General features: G+C 54.7%; 25 protein-coding genes. 3 read left to right on the top strand and 22 right to left on the bottom strand.

Going from position 1 to position 22,041, the window contains the following annotated elements; translation table 11 throughout:
* The first annotated feature begins 11 nt into the window (after positions 1-11).
* Both BUQ90_RS16710 and BUQ90_RS16715 read left to right on the top strand, forming a co-directional pair.
* Positions 12-413, top strand: a complete 402-nt coding sequence (locus BUQ90_RS16710; protein ID WP_074206215.1) for an MAPEG family protein — start codon at positions 12-14, stop codon at positions 411-413.
* Between the two features lie 351 nt (positions 414-764).
* The gene (locus BUQ90_RS16715; RefSeq protein ID WP_159437127.1) at positions 765-1,715 is read left to right on the top strand and encodes an FAD-dependent oxidoreductase; all 951 of its coding nucleotides are present in this window, start codon (positions 765-767) and stop codon (positions 1,713-1,715) included.
* A 639-nt stretch (positions 1,716-2,354) separates the two neighbouring features.
* Here the strand turns inward: BUQ90_RS16715 and BUQ90_RS16720 are convergent.
* The 11 genes from BUQ90_RS16720 to BUQ90_RS16770 all read right to left on the bottom strand — a co-directional run bounded on the left by BUQ90_RS16720 (position 2,355) and on the right by BUQ90_RS16770 (position 11,867).
* Positions 2,355-3,062: a hypothetical protein gene (locus tag BUQ90_RS16720; protein ID WP_074206217.1), complete on the bottom strand. Its 708-nt coding sequence runs from the start codon at positions 3,060-3,062 to the stop codon at positions 2,355-2,357.
* Between the two features lie 52 nt (positions 3,063-3,114).
* Positions 3,115-5,160, bottom strand: a complete 2,046-nt coding sequence (gene gspD, locus BUQ90_RS16725; RefSeq protein WP_074206218.1) for a type II secretion system secretin GspD — start codon at positions 5,158-5,160, stop codon at positions 3,115-3,117.
* Positions 5,157-5,708, bottom strand: a complete 552-nt coding sequence (locus tag BUQ90_RS16730) for a hypothetical protein (RefSeq protein ID WP_143182901.1) — start codon at positions 5,706-5,708, stop codon at positions 5,157-5,159. Before BUQ90_RS16730 ends, gspD begins: the two co-directional genes overlap by 4 nt.
* A complete protein-coding gene (locus BUQ90_RS16735; protein ID WP_143182902.1) occupies positions 5,705-6,142 on the bottom strand; it encodes a hypothetical protein in 438 nt (145 codons plus the stop codon). Before BUQ90_RS16735 ends, BUQ90_RS16730 begins: the two co-directional genes overlap by 4 nt.
* A gap of 95 nt (positions 6,143-6,237) precedes the next feature.
* Positions 6,238-7,272, bottom strand: coding sequence for a hypothetical protein (locus BUQ90_RS16740; RefSeq protein WP_074206221.1), 1,035 nt, complete (start codon positions 7,270-7,272; stop codon positions 6,238-6,240).
* The gene (locus tag BUQ90_RS16745) at positions 7,269-7,829 is read right to left on the bottom strand and encodes a type II secretion system protein (RefSeq protein ID WP_074206222.1); all 561 of its coding nucleotides are present in this window, start codon (positions 7,827-7,829) and stop codon (positions 7,269-7,271) included. The genes BUQ90_RS16740 and BUQ90_RS16745 overlap by 4 nt, the downstream gene beginning before the upstream one ends.
* Entirely contained in the window at positions 7,826-8,218 is a 393-nt protein-coding gene (locus BUQ90_RS16750; protein ID WP_074206223.1) for a type II secretion system protein, read from the bottom strand. Before BUQ90_RS16750 ends, BUQ90_RS16745 begins: the two co-directional genes overlap by 4 nt.
* Positions 8,215-8,598: a pilus assembly FimT family protein gene (locus tag BUQ90_RS16755; protein ID WP_084192761.1), complete on the bottom strand. Its 384-nt coding sequence runs from the start codon at positions 8,596-8,598 to the stop codon at positions 8,215-8,217. Before BUQ90_RS16755 ends, BUQ90_RS16750 begins: the two co-directional genes overlap by 4 nt.
* Positions 8,570-9,025: a type II secretion system major pseudopilin GspG gene (gene gspG / locus BUQ90_RS16760; RefSeq protein WP_074206225.1), complete on the bottom strand. Its 456-nt coding sequence runs from the start codon at positions 9,023-9,025 to the stop codon at positions 8,570-8,572. The genes BUQ90_RS16755 and gspG overlap by 29 nt, the downstream gene beginning before the upstream one ends.
* Complete coding sequence (locus BUQ90_RS16765; protein WP_074206226.1) at positions 9,022-10,233, bottom strand: type II secretion system F family protein; 1,212 nt, start codon at positions 10,231-10,233, stop codon at positions 9,022-9,024. The genes gspG and BUQ90_RS16765 overlap by 4 nt, the downstream gene beginning before the upstream one ends.
* A complete protein-coding gene (locus BUQ90_RS16770) occupies positions 10,230-11,867 on the bottom strand; it encodes a GspE/PulE family protein (protein WP_074206523.1) in 1,638 nt (545 codons plus the stop codon). The genes BUQ90_RS16765 and BUQ90_RS16770 overlap by 4 nt, the downstream gene beginning before the upstream one ends.
* 162 nt (positions 11,868-12,029) lie before the next feature.
* On the opposite strand from BUQ90_RS16770, the gene BUQ90_RS16775 reads away from it, so the two are divergent.
* On the top strand, positions 12,030-12,884 hold the full coding sequence (locus BUQ90_RS16775; RefSeq protein ID WP_074206227.1) for a hypothetical protein: 855 nt from the start codon (positions 12,030-12,032) through the stop codon (positions 12,882-12,884).
* Positions 12,885-13,387: 503 nt separating this feature from the next.
* Here BUQ90_RS16775 and BUQ90_RS16785 read toward each other — a convergent pair.
* The 11 genes from BUQ90_RS16785 to BUQ90_RS16835 form a co-directional block, all read right to left on the bottom strand.
* Complete coding sequence (locus tag BUQ90_RS16785; protein ID WP_074206229.1) at positions 13,388-15,970, bottom strand: RHS repeat-associated core domain-containing protein; 2,583 nt, start codon at positions 15,968-15,970, stop codon at positions 13,388-13,390.
* Between the two features lie 62 nt (positions 15,971-16,032).
* A complete protein-coding gene (locus BUQ90_RS16790; RefSeq protein ID WP_074206230.1) occupies positions 16,033-17,862 on the bottom strand; it encodes an RHS repeat domain-containing protein in 1,830 nt (609 codons plus the stop codon).
* Between the two features lie 60 nt (positions 17,863-17,922).
* Positions 17,923-18,342, bottom strand: a complete 420-nt coding sequence (locus tag BUQ90_RS16795) for a hypothetical protein (protein ID WP_143182904.1) — start codon at positions 18,340-18,342, stop codon at positions 17,923-17,925.
* Positions 18,342-18,752, bottom strand: a complete 411-nt coding sequence (locus BUQ90_RS16800; RefSeq protein WP_084192765.1) for a hypothetical protein — start codon at positions 18,750-18,752, stop codon at positions 18,342-18,344. The genes BUQ90_RS16795 and BUQ90_RS16800 overlap by 1 nt, the downstream gene beginning before the upstream one ends.
* A 16-nt stretch (positions 18,753-18,768) precedes the next feature.
* A complete protein-coding gene (locus BUQ90_RS16805; protein ID WP_074206232.1) occupies positions 18,769-19,161 on the bottom strand; it encodes a hypothetical protein in 393 nt (130 codons plus the stop codon).
* 16 nt (positions 19,162-19,177) lie between these two features.
* A complete protein-coding gene (locus BUQ90_RS16810; RefSeq protein WP_074206233.1) occupies positions 19,178-19,537 on the bottom strand; it encodes a hypothetical protein in 360 nt (119 codons plus the stop codon).
* Positions 19,534-19,887: a hypothetical protein gene (locus BUQ90_RS16815; protein WP_074206234.1), complete on the bottom strand. Its 354-nt coding sequence runs from the start codon at positions 19,885-19,887 to the stop codon at positions 19,534-19,536. The genes BUQ90_RS16810 and BUQ90_RS16815 overlap by 4 nt, the downstream gene beginning before the upstream one ends.
* Positions 19,888-19,918: 31 nt before the next feature.
* Complete coding sequence (locus BUQ90_RS16820) at positions 19,919-20,215, bottom strand: hypothetical protein (RefSeq protein ID WP_159437129.1); 297 nt, start codon at positions 20,213-20,215, stop codon at positions 19,919-19,921.
* 32 nt (positions 20,216-20,247) lie between these two features.
* Positions 20,248-20,607, bottom strand: coding sequence for a hypothetical protein (locus BUQ90_RS16825; RefSeq protein ID WP_074206236.1), 360 nt, complete (start codon positions 20,605-20,607; stop codon positions 20,248-20,250).
* 119 nt (positions 20,608-20,726) lie between these two features.
* A complete protein-coding gene (locus BUQ90_RS16830) occupies positions 20,727-21,128 on the bottom strand; it encodes a hypothetical protein (protein WP_159437130.1) in 402 nt (133 codons plus the stop codon).
* Complete coding sequence (locus BUQ90_RS16835) at positions 21,128-21,466, bottom strand: hypothetical protein (protein WP_159437131.1); 339 nt, start codon at positions 21,464-21,466, stop codon at positions 21,128-21,130. Before BUQ90_RS16835 ends, BUQ90_RS16830 begins: the two co-directional genes overlap by 1 nt.
* Between the last annotated feature and the right edge of the window lie 575 nt (positions 21,467-22,041).

The raw sequence follows: 22,041 nt of genomic DNA on the forward strand, positions 1-22,041 counted from the left end.
TACCTGCAAAAATGGAAGCCTATAGCTATGTCGTTGTCGTCAGCGCTCTCGCGCTGCTGGCTTACTATTTCACATTGCTGATGGCTGGCCTGGCGCGCGGTCGATTCAAGATCGAAGCGCCATCGCACAGCGGTCCGCCAGAATATGAACGATATGTGCGCGCGCACCACAATACACTGGAGCATCTGGTTCTGTTCCTGCCCGGTCTCTGGCTATTCGCCTTTGCCGTCAGTCCCTATTGGGCAGCCGGGATTGGCATCATTTGGCCATTCATGCGTGTTGGCTATGCGCTCGGATATCACAAGGCTCCGGAAAAGCGCCTGCGGTGGATCTATCTGAGTATGCCACCCATCTACATCTTCGTACTCGGGTCTCTGATCGGTGGTGTCTGGCAGTTGATTTCCGGCAGCTAGACACGCCTGTTTACAGACCGCACTTACAGAAACCAATCAAGGCCCGCTGGTAGCGGCGAGGCTAACAATATTTTGATTTTCCGATTTTACTTTATCGCGCGATTTGGTTCACTTTCATCTTGATGGTTATGAAAACTTGCCATGCCAATTCTATGAACACTGCGGGTTTTAGGCTAATCAAGCGCGATGGAGTTGCTGCAAGCCAAATCTGAATTCACACGTAGATCACTTCTCTTGTCGATGGGGGCAGCATCCCTGACGGCGTGCCAAACGCCCCGTCTTCTTCCTGCACAATCGCTCCGGCCGGGCTTTCCGGTAAAACTGTCCCCGGACGATGTTGATCGGCCGGTTGTGGGGCTGCGTCCCGGCCGAGTTGGCGGGTTCAGGCTGGATATCGAAAAGACTGCCGAGAAATTTGTTGTCCATAATTATGGCCATGGCGGCGACGGCTATACCCTATCGTGGCCGTGCGCCCGATGGGCGGCAGACCAGGCCTCTGCTGCGCAGCCAGACTCGATTGGCATTATTGGCGCGGGAGTAAGCGGACTGACGACAGCGTGGCTGCTGGCGCGGCGCGGCATCAAGGTAACGGTCTATGCCGACAAATTTTCTCCCGATACGACTTCCAATATTGCAGGAGCTATCATCCTGACCGGACCGAGTTATCGATCGGGAGAAAACGCCAATATTGGCCCATCCGACGATGCAATTACCGCGGATGCATTGGCGGGATTCCGTCCGTTTTTGGCCGAACCGAGATACGGTGTTTACTGGATCGACCATTTCCAGATGCGACCGTTGCGACAGGACAGTCGAATGTCCGAGAGCATATTTTTGGGACGCAGGATAACGGGAAAATTTCGCACAATCATGGTGGATCCCAATCTCTATCTCCCTGCCTTGATGCGGGACCTGTCGGAAATGGGCGCAAGATTCTGGACCATGAAATTCACCTCGCTCGGAGACCTGGCCAGACTGCCTCATCCGGTTCTTGTCAACTGTTCCGGTCTCGGGGCAGGCTTTTTATTTGGCGACCAAAACATCGTTCCTGTTCGCGGGCAGTTGACGCTGCTCAAACACCAGCCCGAAATTGACTATAGCTATATCAGCCGCCAACCGGGCGGCGTGCTCTATATGTTTCCGAGACGCGGCAACATCGTGCTGGGCGGGACCCATGAGCGCGGCAACGACAATCTGCTACCCATCCAGGAAGAGACTGACCGGCAGTTAAGCGGACATGCAGAGCTGATGGCAAATTTTTCGGGAATTCCGGACATCAATCCGGGTCAGTTGCAAAGTTGATCAGGGGGTCAGCAATACCGGCAAAGTCAGTGTCCGCTTATGCGTCCATAGCGGTCATGACTGCATTGTCCCGAAAGCGGACATTTGGGTTTGGAAGACGGAACGATTTTTTCGGGGTGGAAAGCGGTAGTCGCAACCAGTACGCTCGGAGAAATGGGAACCGCTTCATTTTTCCGACCTGCAATTGGCCTGCTTCTGATACTTGCAACAATGGGTTGTCGCGCCGCGTCGCCGACGCAGCCAATCAAAGTCGATGAATTTATTACCCAGATAGATCGACTGAACGGCCAAACAGTGAGTGTCATCGGTTACATCTCCGAGTGCGAAGTGTTAAGTTGCAGACTCTATAGAAACAAAGCGGAGTCTGACGAAGTGGACAACGCAATGTCCGTTATTCGTGCCGCTCTGGCAGAGGGGGCCACGGACGTATCCGGGTTTCCATTTCCCAATCACCCGTCTGTTTCAATCGGCACTGGACCGCGGTTTTCCTTCTTCGATTTACGCGCCTCTTTTTATGCAAACAGCTATGTCGTAATTACTGGCAAGGCAACCAGTCACTGTCGTTCAGAAGGACGATTTTGTTTCGATAGGGCCGTAGACCTCGACCCCATTGCCATTCGGAAATTCCAAAAATTCTCTCTATCGACAAACCCCGGACTGAAACCAGTCAACCAGCACATGCGACTGCGAGAGGGATCCGCCTACCCGCAATACTGCAACTTGCACCTGCTCCTGCTCTGATCTTGCTTCAACTCGAATTGCAGTTCCCGGCCGCGTCCGGCCACCGGAACCTACATGCGGCTGCCCCAATGCTCTGGCAAGCTGCGGATCTATCTGCCCCTGTTGCGGCTGGGCCAATCCAGAGTATGCTGTGAAAAATTGCCCCAAATCTTCCTGAATACTGCCCCCGCAAAGGCCAGATTGCTGCAAGGCAGCTGCAATATCCAAAGCAGACTGAAACGGCCTGTCAGCAGCTCGAGAGGCTTTGATCTGATCCAGAAAAACCTCCCGGCTTTGGGCGCTAGCGGCAAGCCCGCGCAACGCTCTTTCAACAAGCGCAATATCCGCCTGATTGACGTCTATCTTTCCGCTTTCGCTGCTGACCTTCACAGTCACATTAACACCACCGATACTGTATCCTGTTTCATTTGGGAGCTGTGCAAAGGTGCTGCGCGGACCATTGAACAACAGATCTGCAGCGACGTTTTCCACAGCGCTATCGAGGGCATATCTATGTGCGATTTGCTCACGTTCAAACGAATATTGTTCTGATTGATGCAGATTTCTGGCCATCAGGATTGCAACAATGGAGGCGCCCAGAAGCAGCATCCAGATCGCGGTGATCAATATGAATCCATGCTCCCTGCTTGAGGAAAGCCTCAATTGGTGAGGTCTGGTTTCAGGGCTGACGTCCACCCACCTGTCCTTCGATGGCTTGATCAACAAGCGGCCTGGTGAGATCCAGACCGTCAATCAGGGCGTTGACGATATTCTGGGTTTCTTCCGGTGAACGTATAACCGTTGGAGTGATCAATATAATCAATTCTGTGCGCGCCCCTGTGTCTATGTCCCGGCCAAACAAGCCTCCGATAAGCGGTATCTGGCTAAGCAGAGGGATACCCGATTTAATTTTGGTCTGCCGATTGCGAATAAGCCCGCCAAGCGCAATCATCTCCCCGGACCGTGTAGCCACCGTACTCGCCAGCCGGCGTTGCTGGATTGTGGGAGAATTGATACCCGACGTGGTGGTTTCGGCAACATCGCTGACCTCCTGCGAGATATCGAGAATGATCGTCCCGCTGTCATTCACCCGCGGGGTCACTTGCAAGATCACGCCGGTATCCCTCAGTTCAATATTATTGACCAAAGGCGCGCCTGGCGACACCACACCTTGTGATTGCTGAGTAACAATTGGCACCTGATCACCAACCTGCAACGTTGCCGGTTCATTGTTGAGCGTGAGGATTTTGGGAGCTGACAGGACGCGTACATCGGTTTTGGATTGCAAGGTGTTGAGAACAGCAGACGCCGTGGAGCCGATGACGGATACCGAAAAACCCGGGAAGCTGGATGCAGGCGTCCCGCTTTCGTTTCCGCTGCTCGTAATTGTGTTTGTGCCATTAGAACCGGAACGAAAAATCGAAAAATCCAGACCAAAGCGCAAGTCATCCGACAATGTGACCTCAGCAAGTGTCGCCTCGATCAGAACCTGGGCAACCGGCTGATCCAGTTTTTCGAGCGCATCACGGATAAACCCATATTCTTCTCCATTCGCATAAATCAGCAGGCTGTTGTTCTGGGCGTTCGGAACAATCCTCAAACCGCTGGAAAGGCCGGCCGAAGCGCTTGGAAAAAATCCGGAATTGCTCGGTGTAGCGGCCGGGCTGCTCTCGTTTCCATCATCTTGCGTCGCACCTCCGGACACGTCGATCCGAGCCGGGCCATTGCTTTGCGGAACCGTTTGTTCGCCATTTCCCAATACCAGCTGCAATGATGAGGCAATATCAGCAGCTCGGCCGTTCTGCACTGCATAGCTGTAAAGCTTGCGCTTTCCCGAACCGCCGGCATCCAGCCGCCTTATCCAGGGCTCTATTCTCGACAAATCAGCCCGGTTTGCGGAAATCCCCAACACCGAACGCAATCTTGGCAAGGGTACCAGCCGCACGCGCGAGCCGATGATGTCGTAGGGAGGCGCAAAAATCTCATCCAGTTCCCCCACCAATGTGTCAGCATCGACATTTTCCAGCCGGTAAATCTCAAAATTCATGTTGGAAAGATTATCGACATCAAATCGGCCAATCAGTTTTTTGGCCGCATCGCGTTCTTCTGCATTGCCCGTGATGAGCAGGTTGTTGAAGCCGTCGCGCGAAGGCTCTGCGATATTGTCCCCCAAAAAGCCCTGGATGAGTTTTGCGATTTCAGCAGCACTGCCAAATTCCAGGGTTACCACCTCGGTGGCAAAGCCGGGCGCGGATGGAACAAATCGCCTTGGCACAGCATTTCCCGAAGCTGGAGCTGTGTTGCCTGCAGAAGCAATGCGGGAGCTCGTAATTGGCGCGAGCGCACGGGCCTTGGCGCGGTCGATGACCCGGTACCCGTCACCGCGTTTCACAATCACCGCATCTATACTGGCTAGCGCTTGTTCCAGAAGTGGAATGAGCGAATCTTCTGTCACCGGCTTCACCGTACGCAGCGTAATATTGCCCGAAACGTCCGGATCAATGGTGTAACTGGCACCCAGCATGGAGCCCATTACCGCATCTACTACGCGCTTCACATCTGCTTCGACAAAGGCAAGCGAATATCCGTTTACTTCATCATACTGGATACGGGTGTTTTTGGAATCCTGCGCCATCAATATGGCAGGCATTGAGGCCAGCAGCAAAACCGCAAGCCACTTCACAGTCAGCCGGGATATGCCGGTTTTGAAACACAAAAAAATCACTCATTTTCTCCGATATCGATACCAGGTTCCGGTTCGCTAGCCGGGATGGCATCGCCAACTCCTGGGCCGCCTACAGCCTTGTTCGAATAGTTCAGCCCGATCGTTTTGTTTTCACCGGCATTGGCAAAAACAGCGGCGTTTTTCCTTACCGACACCAGCTTCCAGCCATCACTTGACTGTCCCCTTGCCAGGGTCTTGGTTTCGCCATCGTGGGTTTTGATAATCGCAACAGCCTTACCCCGTCTCTTGGAGACAAGCCCTACTAATGTAGGGGCGGGGGTCATTTGAGATTGGCCCTGTGCGCCATCGGCCGGTGCTTCCGTGTCCGGCAGACCCGGCACGATCACCTTGCGACCCGAGTTGAAGAGCGGTTTTGTGAGAAGCATGTCGACAACAGCTATGTCCTGCATCTGCACCTGCGTGGTCAGAACCGGTTCGAGCTTTTCAACATCATCATCGTCTGCTGACAACAAAAACCACGGCACAACGCAAATGATCACAAAGGCCAGACCCAGCCAAATCCATTCCGGTTTCACACGCTCCATCATGGTTTTGCCCACCCGGCGAGAGCCTGACCTGAAAACTGCACCTCTCCGCTGGCCGGATCGACCGCTTGAATTGTCCAGTCCTTGAAACGAATGATCGGCATGGTTTTTTCGGCCAAATTGATGAAACGCATCACCTTTTCTTCACGGCCTTGAACCGCAAAATCGATTTGCAGCAGCTTGCTGCCGGTTTTCCCGACGCGCGGTTCAGTGCTTAGAATCTGCAGGCCCGCTCCGCTTGCGAGATTGGCAAAATAACCATCAAACTGGCTGACTGCAGTTTCCGGATCATCAACGCGGAACACGATTTCGGCTGGCAGCACTTCCGCAGCTACCGGGGCTGGCCGTGCTTCCAGTCTTTCCAGTCGCTCCCGTTGAAACCGCGCATCATCCAGCTCAGTCAGGCTTGCGCCAATACTGGCGAATAGCGGGGACAAGATGACATTCCAAATGAGCAACAGAGAAAGGACGAGCAATCCAACTGCCAGGGTTTTCCGTGTCACCGGTGAGAATTGATTGATGCTGGCAACACTCATCGTCCCACCTCATAGCGCACGCGGTCGCGTGTGTTTTCGGCATCCAGTTCTTCAATCGGTTCGAGGTTCTCAAAAATTTTGGACCGGCTGAGCCCGACCTCAGCCCTTTCGCGATCTTCCATATCCGCCAGAAATTGCATTCTCCCCTGCCCGTCCTGAGTTACGGAACTCGTCCAGTCCGTGTCCGGCAGATTGGCGGCCAGTGCTTCCAGCCGATTGCTGGCACTTGGCATTTTGAGCAAAGGCGCGGCGGCTCGCCGCACCATCTCTTCAGCCAAAATCTGTTTTTCCTGCGCCAAACGCGGCTCCAGAACGCTTTCAAGTTCTGCAATGCGCGTTTCTTCCCGGCTCAGAAGGATTTCTGCGCCCGCCCAGGTGACCAGGGGTGTGCAGGCCAGCAGGCCAGCAGCTGCAAGCGCAAATGCTTTTTTGTTTTGATCTGCCGGCTTGCTCGACAACAGCAGGGGTCGTCTCAGAACCGCGATCCGGCCTTGATGCTCCACACAGAATGTCGGCGGCATCAGGCTTTTTTCCGCAAAGAGAGTTTCTATCTCATCAAGCCGCGCAGATTTTGCGACAATCAGGCTCACAAAAACATGTTTGTCATCACGCTCCAGCGCGGCAAAGTCCCAGTCGACATATTCCGGTTTGAGCGGCACCAGATTTGCGAGCTGCAACTGCAAAGCGGATCGAATGTCAGCAAAGCTCGCTTTGGGAAGCTTTACCGGAATGGCGAGATAGTCACGTCCTTGCAGAAACAGTCTGGGGGGATACTGATCGGCAAGCGCAACAATCTGATCCCAGCTGTCTTGCTCCAAAGATTCCAGGCGCTTGGCTTCCACCATTTTCTCGCCGGCACCATTATGGACATATTCTATGACTGTTTCTTCATCGCCTGCAAAAATATCAAACCGGTCTCGCTCAGTAGGCTGGTTTTTGAGGCTCGCCGGTAATAACTCGCGCAGCTCGTCACTCCACCAATGCCAGAATGCACCTGCTCTTTGACTCAGATTTTGCGTGGGCGCATTCATGAACGGCACCGCTGTGAAATGACATCAAAAACGCAAGCCCCGCGCCCATTGATTTTGGGATGGATTTTTATCTGATTGGCGCTGCCCCCGGCTTGTCCGTGATAGGAAATCACGACGGTGCCGATAAATTCTCCATCGTTTTCCGGTACCTCGACATATTCAATACCAATGTCTTTTTGCCCCGACAGAATTTCAACCGCCGGGAAGGTGTTGGATATGGATTGCAGCAAAAGTGCTTTGGCCCCGGCGCGGTTCGAGATTTGCAAGGACGCCTGAACATATCCCTGACTTTGCAAGGCTGCAGGCGCAATCATCCGAAAGCTCAGGCTGTTCTCAGAGCGAGGCAGAGGCGTAAAATTCTCATCTGCGAAACGCGCACCTGCAAGTGCGCTTTCCAAAATTGGCCTTGCCTGTTGGGTCTGGTTGCCGCCAAAAGCTTCGCTTTCACGCAAATCATCACCCAGTCCGGCGATGACCATAGTGATCGCGCCGAGCAAAAGCCCCCCTGCAACAATCGAAACCAGCGTTTCAACAAGAGTAAAGCCGTTCCGGGTCATCGGACTATCAGGCTTCGTACATAGCGCTTTTGAAAGGTTATGAGCTGAGGTTTGTCTTCTGAACCGGCCGATATTCTCGCTTCCACCAGGATAAAGGCACCACGCCGGTCACGCGCAATTTCCCTTTCCTGCAAGGTCCAGCGCACGCCGTCTTCTTCCCCATTTCGCTGGGCAGGTGCGCCAGAGATATCGCGCAGATCGTCAATTCTGGACTGGGCAACACTCAGCGCTTGTTGCGCCAGCGCATTGTCCTGCTGCCGCGCGGCTGCAGAGACCGAGCCATCCAGCAATATCGCCACAAGAAAGGCCGTGGCCACCAAAGCCACCAACACTTCCACCAGCGTGAACCCACGCTCGCCGGTTTTGAAAGGGGGGGTAGTCGAGCTCATCTCATGAGCCTCCCGTCGATCCAGCGCACTTGGGCGACCAGTTGTTCGTCCCGATATATTTTGCCGCCATTTGATGATCCATCAGCATAAAAAAGAAGATTGTCCTCACCAGCCAAAGCGCCGCGCAGCTTAAATCCGTTGGGTACCAGTTCCAGCCTCCGGGTTTCGCCAGACCTGATGGCCGATTGCCGTGCCGATGTGATTGATCTTTCAAGTTCGGTCACTTCCATACGCGCAATGGTGCCGGACTGATTGACGCCGCCGATGAAAAGCACCGCCGCCAGCGACATGATCGCCAGCACGACCAGCATTTCGACGAGCGTAAAGCCGTTGGAGCACGCTTTCGATTGCTTACGGGATAGCTTTGAGATCCGCGTCATCGCCAGTGCCTCCCTCCTTGTTGTCCGCACCGAGCGTCACAAGCTCATAGGGCGCATCCTCAGCCGGTGAGCGGTAGACAAAATCAAAGCCCCAGGGATCCTTGAGCTGCCGTTCCTGCCGCACATAAGGACCGTTCCAGGCGGGATCCGGGTCTGTCATGGACCACAAGACCTCAATTCCCTGCTCGCTGGTCGGAAAGGCCCCGGTGTCCAGTTCATAGTGGCGCAGGCTTGCCGAGAGCGTATCCAGCTGCACTTTGGCCGCCTTGGTTTTTGCACTGCCCAGAAGATTGGTGATTTGAGGTATGGCCACTGCCGCGATCAGTCCTATCACAACCAGGACAACCAGCATTTCCATGAGGGTAAAGCCATTGCGCTTCGGCGGATCCCATGCGGCATTTTGTTCTTGTGGTGGCTTCAAACTCATCCTGCAATATCTCCCAAGGCAAATATTCCGAGCATTACGCCCGCCACCAGCATCGCCACAAGCCCGCCCAGCAATATGATCGCAATCGGGTTCACCAGTGACACAATCCGCTCGATCCGGGCCGAGGCCGCCTGGCTCATGATTTCCGAAGCATGGGCGCACGTTTCTCCCAGTTTTCCTGTTCGCTCGCCGACTTCAATGAGACGACTGGCGGTTTCCGGGAAAACAGACGTGGACGCTAGGGCATAGGAGAGCCGGATTCCTTCTCGTATCTGCCGCTCCACATCTTCAAGATCTGACTTCCAGCGGCGGCTCGAGAGCGTGTTTTTTGCAAGCGGCAAGGCTTTGACCACAGTCAGCCCATTGGCAATGAGCGTTGCGAGCAAACCGGTAAATTGCCCCGCCAGATATTGGTCGCGCAGTTTGATGCCAGGCAGATAATGTGCCAGCCGGGACATAAGCTGCTCGCCTTCTTCAGACCTTAATAGGATCCAGAAAAAAGTCACCACAAGCAGCATGCCACCCAGTAAAAACAGTCCATAGCTGCGAACAAAGGCAGAAAAGGATAACACCAGCAGTGTAATGCCCGGAAGCCGGTCTTCATTGCCGGCAAATACCGGTTCAAATTGCGGTACTACACTGGTCAGCACAATGACCAGCGCGGCGATCGTCGCGATCAATACAGCTGCTGGATAGGTCAGCGCTGTCGCCAGCTTTCGTCTGGTCTCGGTCGCCTTTGTCATGCGCGCAGCAACAGAGGTGAGAGCTTCGCCCAATTTGCCGCTGCGTTCTGCAGAGCGAACCACACCGACAACATAGCCCGGGAATATCCTGGCCACTTCCAGCGCCCGCGCGAGGCCCTCCCCCTGTTTGACCTTGTCCAGGATCGCGTGCAGCATATGCTTTTGACGTGCTTTGGGAGCCTGATCCCGGAGCAGATCAAGCGAGCGGTCCACTGGCAGACCGGATCGCACAAGCAGCGCTAACTGATTGAGCATCAAGGCTTGCTCACCAAGTCCAGGCCCGAACGAAAACTGCACAGGCTGGTTTAATCGCTCCGCAAGTGTCATGGAACCCGAAGTAACCTGCAATGGTGTCAGGCCGTCCGCAAGCATCAACTCCACGCAATCATGTTCGCTGGCGGCTGCAATTTTGCGCCACTGTTTCTTTCCGGCAGCGTCAACCGTGAGGCAACGATAATCGGTCATGAGAAGCTCACCACTCGCTGCACTTCATCGAGGCTGGTATGTCCTTCCCCGACCAGCGTCAGACCATGTCCAAGCAGGGTTTCCGACGGTTCAAGCGGATAGTCTTCGGCATCCCCGTTGCGGATTTTCTCCCTCAGTTGATCGTCAACTGCCACAATCTCGATCAGCGGCCGGCGGCCGGCATAGCCACTGTTGTGACAGTTGCTGCACCCTGTCGCTTCAAAGATCTCCTCCGGCAAGTCCACATTTGACTGCCGGAACATTTCGGTCGCAGCCGCATCCGGCACGATGGGAGTTTTGCACTCGTCGCACAAGCTGCGCACCAGCCGCTGGGCGATGGTGGCGATGACCGTGGACGCGACCAGAAACGGCTCCACCCCGATATCGTTAAGCCGCGTATAGGCCCCCAGCGCGCTATTGGTGTGCAGTGTGGAAAGCACCAGATGGCCAGTCAGTGCTGCCCGGTGGGCGATCTCTGCGGTTTCTCCGTCCCGGATCTCGCCAATCATGATGATGTCCGGATCCTGGCGCAGGAAAGACCGCAAGCTGCTGGCATAGCTGAGACCGATTTCGGGATGCACCTGGACCTGGTTGATACCTTCCAGCATGACCTCCACCGGATCCTCGACCGTAAGGATTTTGACCTCCGGACCTCGCAGCGCATTCATCGCTGCATACAGTGTCGTGGTCTTGCCGCTTCCCGTGGGACCGGTCAGCAGGATGATCCCGTGAGGCTTTTGCAGCGCAAACTGCAATTTTTCCAGCGCCACGGCAGGCAGCCCCAGCGCATCCAACTCCAGTGGCAGGCTGGCACGGCCGAGCAGCCGCATGACAATGCTCTCGCCGTTGGCGATGGGAGAGGTGGATACGCGGATATCTATATCCTCGCCGCGCACCGTGAGTTTGATCCGGCCATCCTGCGGCAGGCGGCTTTCGGAAATGTCGAGACCCGCCATCACCTTGATCCGCGAGGCGATCGGTTCGGCTATGCCAGCCGGGTGGCGCTCCACTTCGCTGAGCCGCCCATCGATGCGATAGCGGACCGACAGATGGCGCGCCATAGGTTCAATATGGACGTCCGACGCCTTCCTTTTAACCGCATTGGTTAGTATTTCATGGACCTGGCGAATGACGGGCGCTTCGCTGATGCCGTCCCGGAGCCGCTCCAGCTCGTCATCCAGACCCGCCTCACCCGGCATCGGCACAGCGTCATCCCCGGACTCCAGATACTGATTCAGGCGATCTTCAATATCACCGAGCCGGGCCAGTCGGGCCTCGACCGGACGGCCCAGCGCAAATTGCAGGGCGTCGATGACGCCATCATCCTCGAGATCTCCGACCAGAACATGAGCCTCCTTTTCGGTGACCAGCGGCACTACCCTGTGCTTGCGAAGATAATGAGGAGAGATCCCGTCGAGTGGTTCGGGTCGACTGTCGAGCAGTCCCGGAGCAGCTATCGGACATCCGCTGACCTCGTGCAAGGCCGCGAGCAGATCATCGTCGTTGACCAGTCCCATTTGCGACAAAACCCAAGGCAGGCGCAGGCCGGTTTCGCTGGCAATCCGGGTCGATTTTTCGAGCTCCGGAAGAGCAATCAGTTCATGCTCCAGAAGATGGTCAGAAAGACTCGGCAAATCACTCCCCTGCAAGACAAAAATTGTGTCGGAAAACGCCGGATTTTGCAATCGAAATGCGACAGAAAACAGCCATTTTCGTTGATTTTTGTGGTATAAGAGCCTTGCATGATCGGGACCCGCAACTAAGGTGGTTTCCGGACCGCGAAATGAGGGGAGAAAATGGCCTTTCGGACGGTAGATGAGTGGCAGGTTGAACGGCAATTTTTGCCGGTGATCGACAGCAGCTTTCTGCCCGCCCTTCCCGCTCGCTGGCCGCATCGAAAAAACCTCCGGAAACTGTCCAGCGGCGCGCTTGCCCTGACACTGCATGGCGGCTTTTTGTATTTTCTGCTGAGCGGTCTGATTTATCAGCCGCCGACCGGAGAAGGTGGTGCGACCGGGGCCGACAATCCGGAAATCACAATGATCGAGTTGTCAGCGCCGGTTCCGGATGACCCGGCTATCCAGGAAAATCCCGACAGCAATGCACAGGCCAGTGCAGCCACCACGCCGCTGACCGAAATCGAACTCAGCAGGCAAACGGAATTGCCACCCGAATGGTCGCGATCGCGCATGACCGTTCCGCGACCTGTCATCGCGCCCGCGCCGTCAGCAATCGCCGATGCCTCAAAAGCGAATGGCGAGCCGAGCGGCGGAGGCGTCTACGATCCCTATGCCGGCGCCGCCCCCAATCGCCGCCCGGAAATGGCAGAAGCCCAAAAGCCGGCACCCAAACCCACGCTCGCCGGACGCATTGCCGGCTATTTCGGTTTTGGCAAAGACAGCCAGGCGGACGCAGACGCATTCGAAACCTGGGTCGCCAGCCTGCGCCAGCGCCTTCCACGCGCCAAGGGCAGCGTCGAACTCACCGTCACCATCGGCGAGGACGGCCGCATCACTGCGAGCCAGATTGTTGGAGGGAGCGCCTCACCGCAAGTGAAGTTCTTTGTGCGCAATGCTGTGGTCGGGCAGCGGTTTTCGGGGGTTGGTGATGGGGAAGATTCGATGCGTCTGCCTTCCATTCAACTGGGTTGACAGTCCTACTCAGCGCAAATTGAAACAGTTGGAGCTATTCGTGCTAAAATCCTTAACAATTCGCCAAATCGTCCAAGCTGATCATATTCCCATCTAACGTTCTTCGAATTCTTACAAGAAGAACGCGTCATTATCTACGTCCTCGAGACGGCGATTCAATCTGGTCTGCAATACTTTGCATACGCAAAAACTTCAGGCACTCTTAAATCCGCTAACTAGCCAAAGAGACAACGCGAGGATAATCGCTAGCAAAACAAAATAAAATGAGATTTCTGCATTGGAAAAAAGCGACGTGCTCACAAAACCGGCCATCAGGCACGCAAAGGCCAAGCCACCCTTTTTTGCAATCACGCAAACAAAAGCAGCTATGGTGAAGAAAGTGAACGCAATTCGCAGGTTAGATACGATATGCTCGTTAAATGGCCAAACATTTTGAACTTCAAACAGCAGAAAACTGGCGCAGAGTATTAGAAATGAAACCGCTATTCGCAGCCAAGACCGCATCATCTGGCGTACTCTCTTATCACTCTGTTATCTACATCTCCCCACACGCGACCAACTTGAGCATCCCAGATATCATGATAAATTGGGATCATCATTTGTCTCCAAGAGTCGCCTTCGCCATAGGTTTGGATCGTAATTCTACCATCTTTTCCTCTCTCCCCCCATCGCATTACGAATCCTTCATTGAGATCATGCTCACCTGCAATGGTATAATTTACGATCGTATCGGTTCGGTTTGCTGGATCTCTACTTGGCACTCTAAATGACCTGACCATGTTGGTCGATCCCGCTGTCGGAATCCAGCCGGCGTTGTTTCGAGCCCCTTTTCCTGATGCTGGCGAGTTTCCTGGCCCAGGCGTTGGCACTTTAGCCAATGAATCTCCCATTCGTGTTAGGTTACGCGCATTCGTCGGGGTGCTATGGTCGTAGATATGAAAGTCCCCTGAACGTGAAGTAATTCCACGAGCACCCATTCGATTTGGCAGATTGACTTTCGGCACCCCTGTTCTCTCGGGATCAATGTAAACTCGACCACCCGAAACTGTGGATCTCTCCCCACTCGGATCGATCTTCCCTATCGGATCATTCCCGACATAGGCGTACAGATTATACTGGTCCTCATACCCGATCGGATCGGTCTGCAGGAATCTCCCCAGTGTCGGCGAATAGGCGCGGGCCTTGTAGTGGTAGATATCCAGTTCCGGCAGGAGAATCTGGCCGGTGTACTGGAAGCGGCCGAGATTCGTCGCATTGGGAATGCCATATTCGTCATAGCCATTGACCTGCACCATGTTGCCGCTGCCGTCGGCGATTGCGGTGACGCTGCCCTGCCAGTTCGGGAAGAGCTGGCGCCGGTTGGCCGCATTGACGGTGCCGCCATCATACCAGGCGACTGGCTGATCCACGCCCGGGCCGTGGACATAGCGCTGAAGCAAATTGCCGAGACCGTCATATTCCGCGACCAGCGCATCGCCGTCATAAAGGAAACGCGTGGTGTTGGTTGAACCGCCTTCATTGGTTTCCCACAAGCGGCCCAGGGGATCGTAAACCAGGTTGGCAGTCCGGTCGCCCGTCGCGCCGATCAGGCGGTTTTCGACATCAAAGCTGTAATTGACCTGACCACCACTGGTTACATAGCTGGTCAGATTGCCATTATTGTCATAGCCATATGTCGCCCCGGTATTGGTGGCCGTGTACTGGTTAAGACCGTTGACCGTATATCCGCGATCCACGTCATAATGTGTCGTGGCGGCGTAGACGTCATTGTTGATCGTGCGGGTCTTGATCTGGCTCGCCGGATTATAGGAAAACCCGAAATCGACGTCACCACTGGTTCCGCCGAGACCATGGCTCATCTGGCTCAGCCGGATGGCCTTGTCATAGGCCAGGCTGGTGGATGCACCGATGCGGGTCATCAGATCCGGCTGGCTTTGTGCATTGTACCGGTTGGTGCTCAGCACCGTGCCACCATTTTCCTTGATCGTGGTCGGCCGGTCGAGATTGTCATATGCATAGGAAAAATACTGGCCATCGGGATGGGTCACACGGGTGCGATTGCCATTGGCGTCATATTGATAGGTCAGCGTTCGCGCGGTTCCGAACATGTTGTTGGTCGCACTGATCAGGCGGCCGAAGCCGTCATAGGCCGTGGTTATCCCGGACCCCGCGGTCGAGGCAAAGCGGGCATAGGTCTGAAGATCGCGATTGTCATAACCATAGAAGACATCGAGCGTGGTACTGCCCGGAATATCCTTTTTGGTGACCCTGTTCAATTTGTCATAAGTATAGGTGATGACCTGACCATCACGTTTTCTGAGCGTTTTCCGGTTGCCGTTATTGTCGTAGGTATAGGCCTCAAAATCAGTCGTCGAAGTGGCACCGGTGCTGGTCTTGTGCGGGAAATTCCAGCGTATCAGCCGGTCATGTCCGTCATAGGTGTAGGTCGCGCGATTCCCATTGGCATCGGTTACCGAAGATTGCTGGCCATTATTGGTATAAGTATAGGTGGCTTCGGCCTGCTCCAGTGTTGTGCCGATGCCTTTTCGCATCTCTATGACCTGCCCTTTTGCATCATAGAAATTCCGGCTAATGCGATCCGGAATGGAGCTGCCGGTTGTATCCTGATTGCAGGGATTGGCTTCCGGGCTGGCAAAGCGCGCCGTGTCCATGCGGATGGCCGTACAAGCCGCCCTTCCGGCACGGTCGGTATTGTGCTGCACCATGGATATGGTTTGCCCGTCGTCACCGACCTGCCAGCTTTTCACCCGGCGGTTCATCGTGTCATAGGCATGATGCTCGGTGACAAAAATGGTGAAGGTGGTCCAGTCCGACCAGACCGACAGCTCGCCTGTCTCGACTTTCAGTGCGAGACCGACCGGATCATAACTTGTTCTGGTGGCGGGAAAACCCAATGGACCAGAGCCATCGGGATCCGGGGCGATTGTAGCCACGACCCGGCCATAGACGTCATGATACGCTCTCGACGTGTGAGCGGTCGGCGGGTTTGCTTGCGCAACGGCAGTCAACTGCAAGAACGCGATGATCAGGCCCAAACCGACCAGGAGCTGTTTTTTGAAATCCATTTTTCGGGTTCCTTCAGTTACCGCGGTCGAGCGCGTGTTATTGCGAGCAACGAACATGATGATTACTGGCAGCTAACGGGCTGATTGATGCACGGGTCAGGAGGATCGCCACCACCAGTGCCGCCGCCACCGGTTCCGCCGCCAGTACCGGAGCTGGTTGGATAGGTTGGAGCTAGCGCAGCCCTTGAGAATGCGGGAGAAAATGTGCCAGAAGTACTGCCGAGATTAGTGCTGGTGGGGCAACTGGCCAGTCCGGCACGCGGGGTTGTGACTGAAGTACGTCGACCCAAGAAATCATAACTGTAACAGGTGCGTAGTGTTTGCCCGTTGGAAGTTACCGCTTCTCCGTAAAGCAGGCGTTGATCCTGATGGGTTGTCCCGTAATCATAAACTGTCTTCACTTCGTCTGCGGTGCCTGCGCATGAAGATTGCGTTTTACAGATGGAAGACTCAACCAGTGCCCCGCCAACGTAAGAATTTCTGATTTGTGGCCTTACAGCCCCATTTGTCGGGGCTGGCAAGGTAACAGTTTCTGGCTTGTTGGTCCCGAATGGCATGTTGACCGGCCCGTAAAGCAGGGATGCCTGCACGGTTCCGGGCGTCTTGTACGTGAAATTGGTCACATTCCCGTTGGCATCGGTGACCGAAATTGGACGGTTACAGGTCGGTGTCGAGTCACAGGTTGCCGGATAGGTGGCCGTTTCGGTCAGCACCGGCGCCCCTGCCCCTGGCTTTCCATAAGTCGTTTTTTGAGTCAAATTCCCGCGCGAATCATAAGCGAACGTGACATAGTTTAACTCGGGGTAGGTAATTTTAGTAAGTCGATCATCCGTATATTCGTAATTGGTGACCCGATTCAGCGGGTCTGTATGCCGGACCACATATCCGCCGTCCTTGTGATACTTGACGATGGTTACATTGCCTTCAGGGTCCGTACGGGTGATCGTCCGGAACGTGCTATTGTCGGAATAGCTGTAATCCCAAACACCATCGACAGTCGTGACTGTACGTACCCGATGCTGCCCGGTGTAGGTAAATGTGACGTCCGCTGCGGTACCGGGCGCGTCGATTTTTGTCATTTCACGATCGCTGTTGAAAGTATATTTCCAGACATTTCCATTGTAGTCGGTTATGGTCTGGGTCGTGTTTTTCGGGCGCAAATAATGTTCTTCATCATCATTGTCATGGTTGGGCGTGGTGATTTTCAATTCCGAAGAAAAAAGCGTAGAGCTTGGGTTGAACTGGTAAACAAATCTGAGAATGAAATCCCGTTTGTAATAATCTGTCCGCCCGACAGCAAATGCGTAGGGCCCGAAATCACCGTGCCTGCGGTTTCCTCTGTCCGCGGAAATCACTTCTACTGAAGTTATCGCAAGATTTCCGTGCTCGTACCAGGACTCCCCAATGTTGTTCGGCACCGGCGTGAGTGAAGACGGGATCCCTCGGAAAAGAACAATGTCGCCATCACGGCTTTTGTAAACACAAAGGGAGGTATGATTGCTGGGGGTTTCATAGCTGCAACCGAGGCTGGCACCATTTACCGGCTTCCGCTGGGTGAAGTTGCTCGGGCCGTTGAATTCGTCGGAATAGCCGTTGTAATTGACGGTAAACTTGCCATTCTTTTTCCAGATGGTTGGTGTATCCGTCCGAACCCATGAACGCCCAACCCAGGACAGTCCCAGCCGGCGCTGGGCCTCGTCCCTGCCTTTAGTAATCACAGGCGACTGCACACGAAGATAACCCGAAGTCCAGTTGACACCATTTTCATCAATCGATTCAAAATGCGGAACCGCGAAACTTTCACCAAATGATTTGAACTGCGCCAGGGCCGGTTGGGTCAGCATCATGCTGGTAGCTATCAGAGCGAGTTTCGCGAGTTGTGCAGATTTCATATTCTGTCCTGAAAATTTGATTGTGGGTTACGATTATCTGTCAATTCAGAATGACTTTTCTCACGGATCCAGCAGCATCACATATTCCGGGGACGGCGCATTTTCCCAGGTAAGATACTGGTCACAGGCGGCGCTGGTACCGTCGGGAAAATGAAAGCGGACCTCGAGAACCTGGGCCACGGCGGTATTGATTTTCGCGAACCAGCCCCAGCAGGTCTGGGCTGGCACGCCTTTCCATTCGCTGTTGAGATTGCAGACCTGCGTCCAGGCGCCGCGCCAGGAACTCAGGACGAGGACATTGCCGGCTTTGGTCGTATAGACCCCGCTCAGCGTCCCGGCGCAGTCCACTGCGGCGGCATTTGCGGAGGTGGACACGACACAGCAACAGGCAGTGACAATGGCCATCATCCGCGATCGGGGTGTGCCTCTTCGAACCCTTGTCTTCCGGTCCGGTGCCAGAATTTTCCTGCCCGCCGCCATCAGGAATATAGCCAGATCTTGTTGATTCTCAGATACCCTGACTGAGCAGCCTTGAATTGAAGGGAGACGGTCTTGTCGGCAGCCAGAGCGGTGACAATTGTGGAGTAGAGATATTCCGCAAATTCCGGATTGTTGGGCGTGTAATAGGCACCGGCTGCTGCTTGCGTAATCCCGGTAATTCCCACCGCGGCCGGCAAATTGGTATTGATGGGCTGCTCAAAGTACATCAGTATCAGATTGCCGTCATTGATGTAGGCGCGCGCCACTTTGCCGGTGTACTGGCAATAAGCTCCGGCCCCGGAACCGGCGCAAGAGAAACTCTGGGCATTGGCGACACCCGGTAGTGCGACGAGCGCTATCATTCCCAGCAACGCCTTCCAGGCGGATTTGATCGGCATCTGCAGTTTCATCAACTTTCTCCCTTCCTCATCGGGTCACCCAGATTCTGTCGACTTTCATGTAGCCGCCCACATTGCCGCGCATCTGGATCGTGACGGTTTTTTCACCCGCAAAAGCGGTGAGCGCAGTGGAGTAGAAATATTCTGCAAATTCGGGATCGGCAGACACCGCGAATGCACCGGCGTCACCTCTGGATATTCCCGTAAATCCGGCAGATGCTGGCAAAGCGATATCCACCGATTGCTCGAAGTAAAACAGCATCCATTTGTCGATGTTGATGTAAACCCTGTCGAGTTTTCCGGTATACTGACAGTAGGGAATATTGTTGGAAACCGCGCAGGTGAAGGTCTGTGCGTGAGCGGTACCAGACAAGACAACGGCACCGAGAAGCGTCAACACATATTTCCAGACAGATTCCATTTCTGCTTCTCCCGTTCTATCGTGAAATGAACATGGCGCCGGCGGCGGAGTACTGGTTGTAATCGGACCCGTGCCAGCCCACCGTTGCGCAATAGTGCACATAGAATTTCAGTTTCAGCTGACCTGCAACTGCCGCCAGTGCGCTCGACAGCACCTCGGTATATTCGCTGTGTGACTTTGGGACCCAGACGGCATTTCCGGATGCACAGGGGTTCGGTCCAGGATTACCGAAATCCCCAAAAATGAGGATTCCTTGGTCGCGAACGATTTCCACCCTTGCGGGGACAGCTTCGTCGGTCCATCCGCCGGCGGCGCTGGCGGCCGAGCCCGTTGCGATTGCGGTTGCGGTGACAAAGGTCTTGAACAAACCGCTCATTTGGACATCCGGAGGTATCCTGGGGCGGGTGCAGAAGTCGCCAGCGGCATTGTTGCACATTCCGCTTGATCTATCGTTCGATAGTACATGACGGTTGCTTTGTTCTCCACGATGGAAGCACTTGCGGTCGAAAACCAGACGAAGCAGGCTTCAGGCGCAATTCCTTTCCACTCGGTCTTCACATTGCAAATGGTAGTCCAACCAGTCCGCCACGTACTCCATATGCCGACATCGCCATTGTCATAAGTTAGAATGTCGTTGATATAGCCCTGACACCATGCGGCGGCATTTGCATGTGAAGGTAGAGCCAGTAACAATGACGCTGCAAAAAGTTCGATAAATTTCTTCAATTTCCACCCTCATCTTGTCCGATCGTCAGGGTCAGTTTGAAACCGGTATGACCAGGAACCCGTTGATCGGGAGCACGATTATCTTCGTCGTGCCCGGAGGGTCGTTGCTGCTTCCGGTGACCACAACCCGGCTGCGGTTGCCAGCAGGATCATATTCATAGTCCGTCGCAAGTCCGTCATTGGTGCCACCGGTTGTGCTTGTGCCGGTCAATCGCCCCAAAGCGTCATACTCATAGGTTGTCGTCGCCTGGGAAAGTGCGGGACCGCTGGCCAGAAGCAGACTTGCTGGCAGGAGGGCAGCGAGAGAATATTTGCAGAAAGGCTTCATGGCAGAACTCCGGTTGCCGAACGTGGGATCACTCATGGTTTGGAAACCCACCCCCGAATGATACGAATGTCGCAATCCGAGAGAGTGTCTGTCTCGTAAACCACGCGAATGTTGAATGAAGAACCAAAGGCAAGCATGAAGGCGCTGGCCATGACTTCATAATTGGGAGCCGAAGACGGAATGTGCATCCGGTTGCCGGGGCACGGCGTTGTTGTGCCCGTCGGGCGCAGATCGGCTCCGTCAATATACATCGTCAGGCCATTCGGCACCGGATACAGAAGCGTGATCTGTCGATCATCCGACCAGACTTCTGTCGCCTGGGCCGGGACGCCAGCCAGAGCGAAGCACGCTAAGGTGATGAAAAGAAGTGGCTTTGTTGCTCTGTTCTTCAAGTCAAATTCTCCTTTGCAGTGCGATAACCTGGGCCGGGAAATGGAACGCGACGCTCCAGTGGTGCCCGGTCGGCGATTTGATTGCGTAACATTCGGAAGGCCGCTTTCGGCGCCGCCCGTCATTTGTTTACCACCAGATATTTGAAGCCCCTGATCGTGTTGTAGCTCTGGCCATCATGCAAAGCGCAGCCGTCAGAATAGCCCTGAACCGTCATGCCGGCAGTGAAGGCGGTCAGGATCAGTGCATAAGCCTTGTCACAATTGGGGTCTGTCTTGAGAAGCATCACCCCGGCCGTGCTGTCGCAGTTATTGGGATTTGGCCAATTGTCGGCAAAGAAAAGCAGGCCTTCTTCCTGAAAAGACACATTTGTGATCACTTGCGCGGGATAGAGAGCTCCACCTGCCAATGCCGTTGTCGAGCCGAAGCCCGCCATGATCACAAGGCCAAAGAGCTTCAACAGCCGGGCCCGCGGTCCTTTTGGCTCGACAATGGTAATGTCGGAATGTTTGTGCTTGACCATCATGAACATCCATTCAGTGGACAAACCTCGATAAACTGCAGGTCTTCGGAGTTAGACATAAAGGTGCAATTGCCTGTTCCGGCCACGGTGCCCAGCTCCTTGCCCGTGGCAAAAGCCGTCAGAATCACCGGCGCGTGAACGCTGTCCTTGTCAACCGCATAGCGCAGCGTAACGGCGCAGGCCGGCCGATTGGTGTCGACTCCTCCTGCAATGCGGAAGAGGAGTACATTGTTGCTTGTGGTGCCGACATGAACGATTTTCCCTCCGGCAGTGCCAGCTTGGGCTGCCCCGCCAAGTGTTGCGAAACAGATCAAAACCAGCGCGAGAAAAACCCTCATGCAGCCCTCCAGTTCATCCGTCAGGGTCGAAGCCATGAATTGGCAATGACCAAATGCCGACATGCATATGAGTGCTGAGGAGATGGATTAGTGTCAACGCATGCAGCCTGACAATCGGGCACTTTGACCTGAACTGTCAAAGAGAGGTCACCGGCATCCCGACTACCGAGCAGCAGGAAATCTGCGACTTTTAATTGGCAAATCTCGTCAGAAAAACGAAGAAAAAGATAACCCCATTTTGGATCTATTTGTCCCCGGGGTGCGTATAAAGCAAGTAATCGAACGATCTATCAATCAGATGAGCGGCGAATCAGGGACCGTATTAGGAAAAACTACAGCGCGACCACGAGCACGCCTTTTGGACATAGCGCGCGGTGATCGTGCCGGCGGTATTGTACTCCGCCACCTCGATGAGACGCAATCATCCGGGGGGTGATTGCAGGCGAAGAGACATCGCCGTCATGGAGAAAGCGCGTGGCGCCCGCGGGCGAGGAGACCTCGTACAGCCGCCCCAGCGGATCATAGGTCAGCGTCGCGGTCTTCGCGCCCGAAGCCGAGATCAGGCGGTTTTCGAC

Origin of the sequence: Parasphingorhabdus marina DSM 22363, assembly GCF_900128895.1 — a bacterium.
Classification (GTDB): Bacteria; Pseudomonadota; Alphaproteobacteria; order Sphingomonadales; family Sphingomonadaceae; genus Parasphingorhabdus; species Parasphingorhabdus marina.

What these genes read in the sequence shown, in the direction of transcription:
- BUQ90_RS16710 (WP_074206215.1), top strand. Translation starts at nt 12, where the DNA reads ATGGAAGCCTATAGCTATGTCGTTGTCGTCAGCGCTCTCGCGCTGCTG.
- BUQ90_RS16730 (WP_143182901.1), bottom strand. Translation starts at nt 5,708, where the DNA reads ATGATGGAGCGTGTGAAACCGGAATGGATTTGGCTGGGTCTGGCCTTT.
- BUQ90_RS16740 (WP_074206221.1), bottom strand. Translation starts at nt 7,272, where the DNA reads ATGAATGCGCCCACGCAAAATCTGAGTCAAAGAGCAGGTGCATTCTGG.
- BUQ90_RS16745 (WP_074206222.1), bottom strand. Translation starts at nt 7,829, where the DNA reads ATGACCCGGAACGGCTTTACTCTTGTTGAAACGCTGGTTTCGATTGTT.
- BUQ90_RS16750 (WP_074206223.1), bottom strand. Translation starts at nt 8,218, where the DNA reads ATGAGCTCGACTACCCCCCCTTTCAAAACCGGCGAGCGTGGGTTCACG.
- BUQ90_RS16755 (WP_084192761.1), bottom strand. Translation starts at nt 8,598, where the DNA reads ATGACGCGGATCTCAAAGCTATCCCGTAAGCAATCGAAAGCGTGCTCC.
- gspG (WP_074206225.1), bottom strand. Translation starts at nt 9,025, where the DNA reads ATGAGTTTGAAGCCACCACAAGAACAAAATGCCGCATGGGATCCGCCG.
- BUQ90_RS16765 (WP_074206226.1), bottom strand. Translation starts at nt 10,233, where the DNA reads ATGACCGATTATCGTTGCCTCACGGTTGACGCTGCCGGAAAGAAACAG.
- BUQ90_RS16775 (WP_074206227.1), top strand. Translation starts at nt 12,030, where the DNA reads ATGGCCTTTCGGACGGTAGATGAGTGGCAGGTTGAACGGCAATTTTTG.
- BUQ90_RS16785 (WP_074206229.1), bottom strand. Translation starts at nt 15,970, where the DNA reads ATGGATTTCAAAAAACAGCTCCTGGTCGGTTTGGGCCTGATCATCGCG.
- BUQ90_RS16790 (WP_074206230.1), bottom strand. Translation starts at nt 17,862, where the DNA reads ATGAAATCTGCACAACTCGCGAAACTCGCTCTGATAGCTACCAGCATG.
- BUQ90_RS16795 (WP_143182904.1), bottom strand. Translation starts at nt 18,342, where the DNA reads ATGGCGGCGGGCAGGAAAATTCTGGCACCGGACCGGAAGACAAGGGTT.
- BUQ90_RS16800 (WP_084192765.1), bottom strand. Translation starts at nt 18,752, where the DNA reads ATGAAACTGCAGATGCCGATCAAATCCGCCTGGAAGGCGTTGCTGGGA.
- BUQ90_RS16805 (WP_074206232.1), bottom strand. Translation starts at nt 19,161, where the DNA reads ATGGAATCTGTCTGGAAATATGTGTTGACGCTTCTCGGTGCCGTTGTC.
- BUQ90_RS16810 (WP_074206233.1), bottom strand. Translation starts at nt 19,537, where the DNA reads ATGAGCGGTTTGTTCAAGACCTTTGTCACCGCAACCGCAATCGCAACG.
- BUQ90_RS16820 (WP_159437129.1), bottom strand. Translation starts at nt 20,215, where the DNA reads ATGAAGCCTTTCTGCAAATATTCTCTCGCTGCCCTCCTGCCAGCAAGT.
- BUQ90_RS16830 (WP_159437130.1), bottom strand. Translation starts at nt 21,128, where the DNA reads ATGGTCAAGCACAAACATTCCGACATTACCATTGTCGAGCCAAAAGGA.
- BUQ90_RS16835 (WP_159437131.1), bottom strand. Translation starts at nt 21,466, where the DNA reads ATGAGGGTTTTTCTCGCGCTGGTTTTGATCTGTTTCGCAACACTTGGC.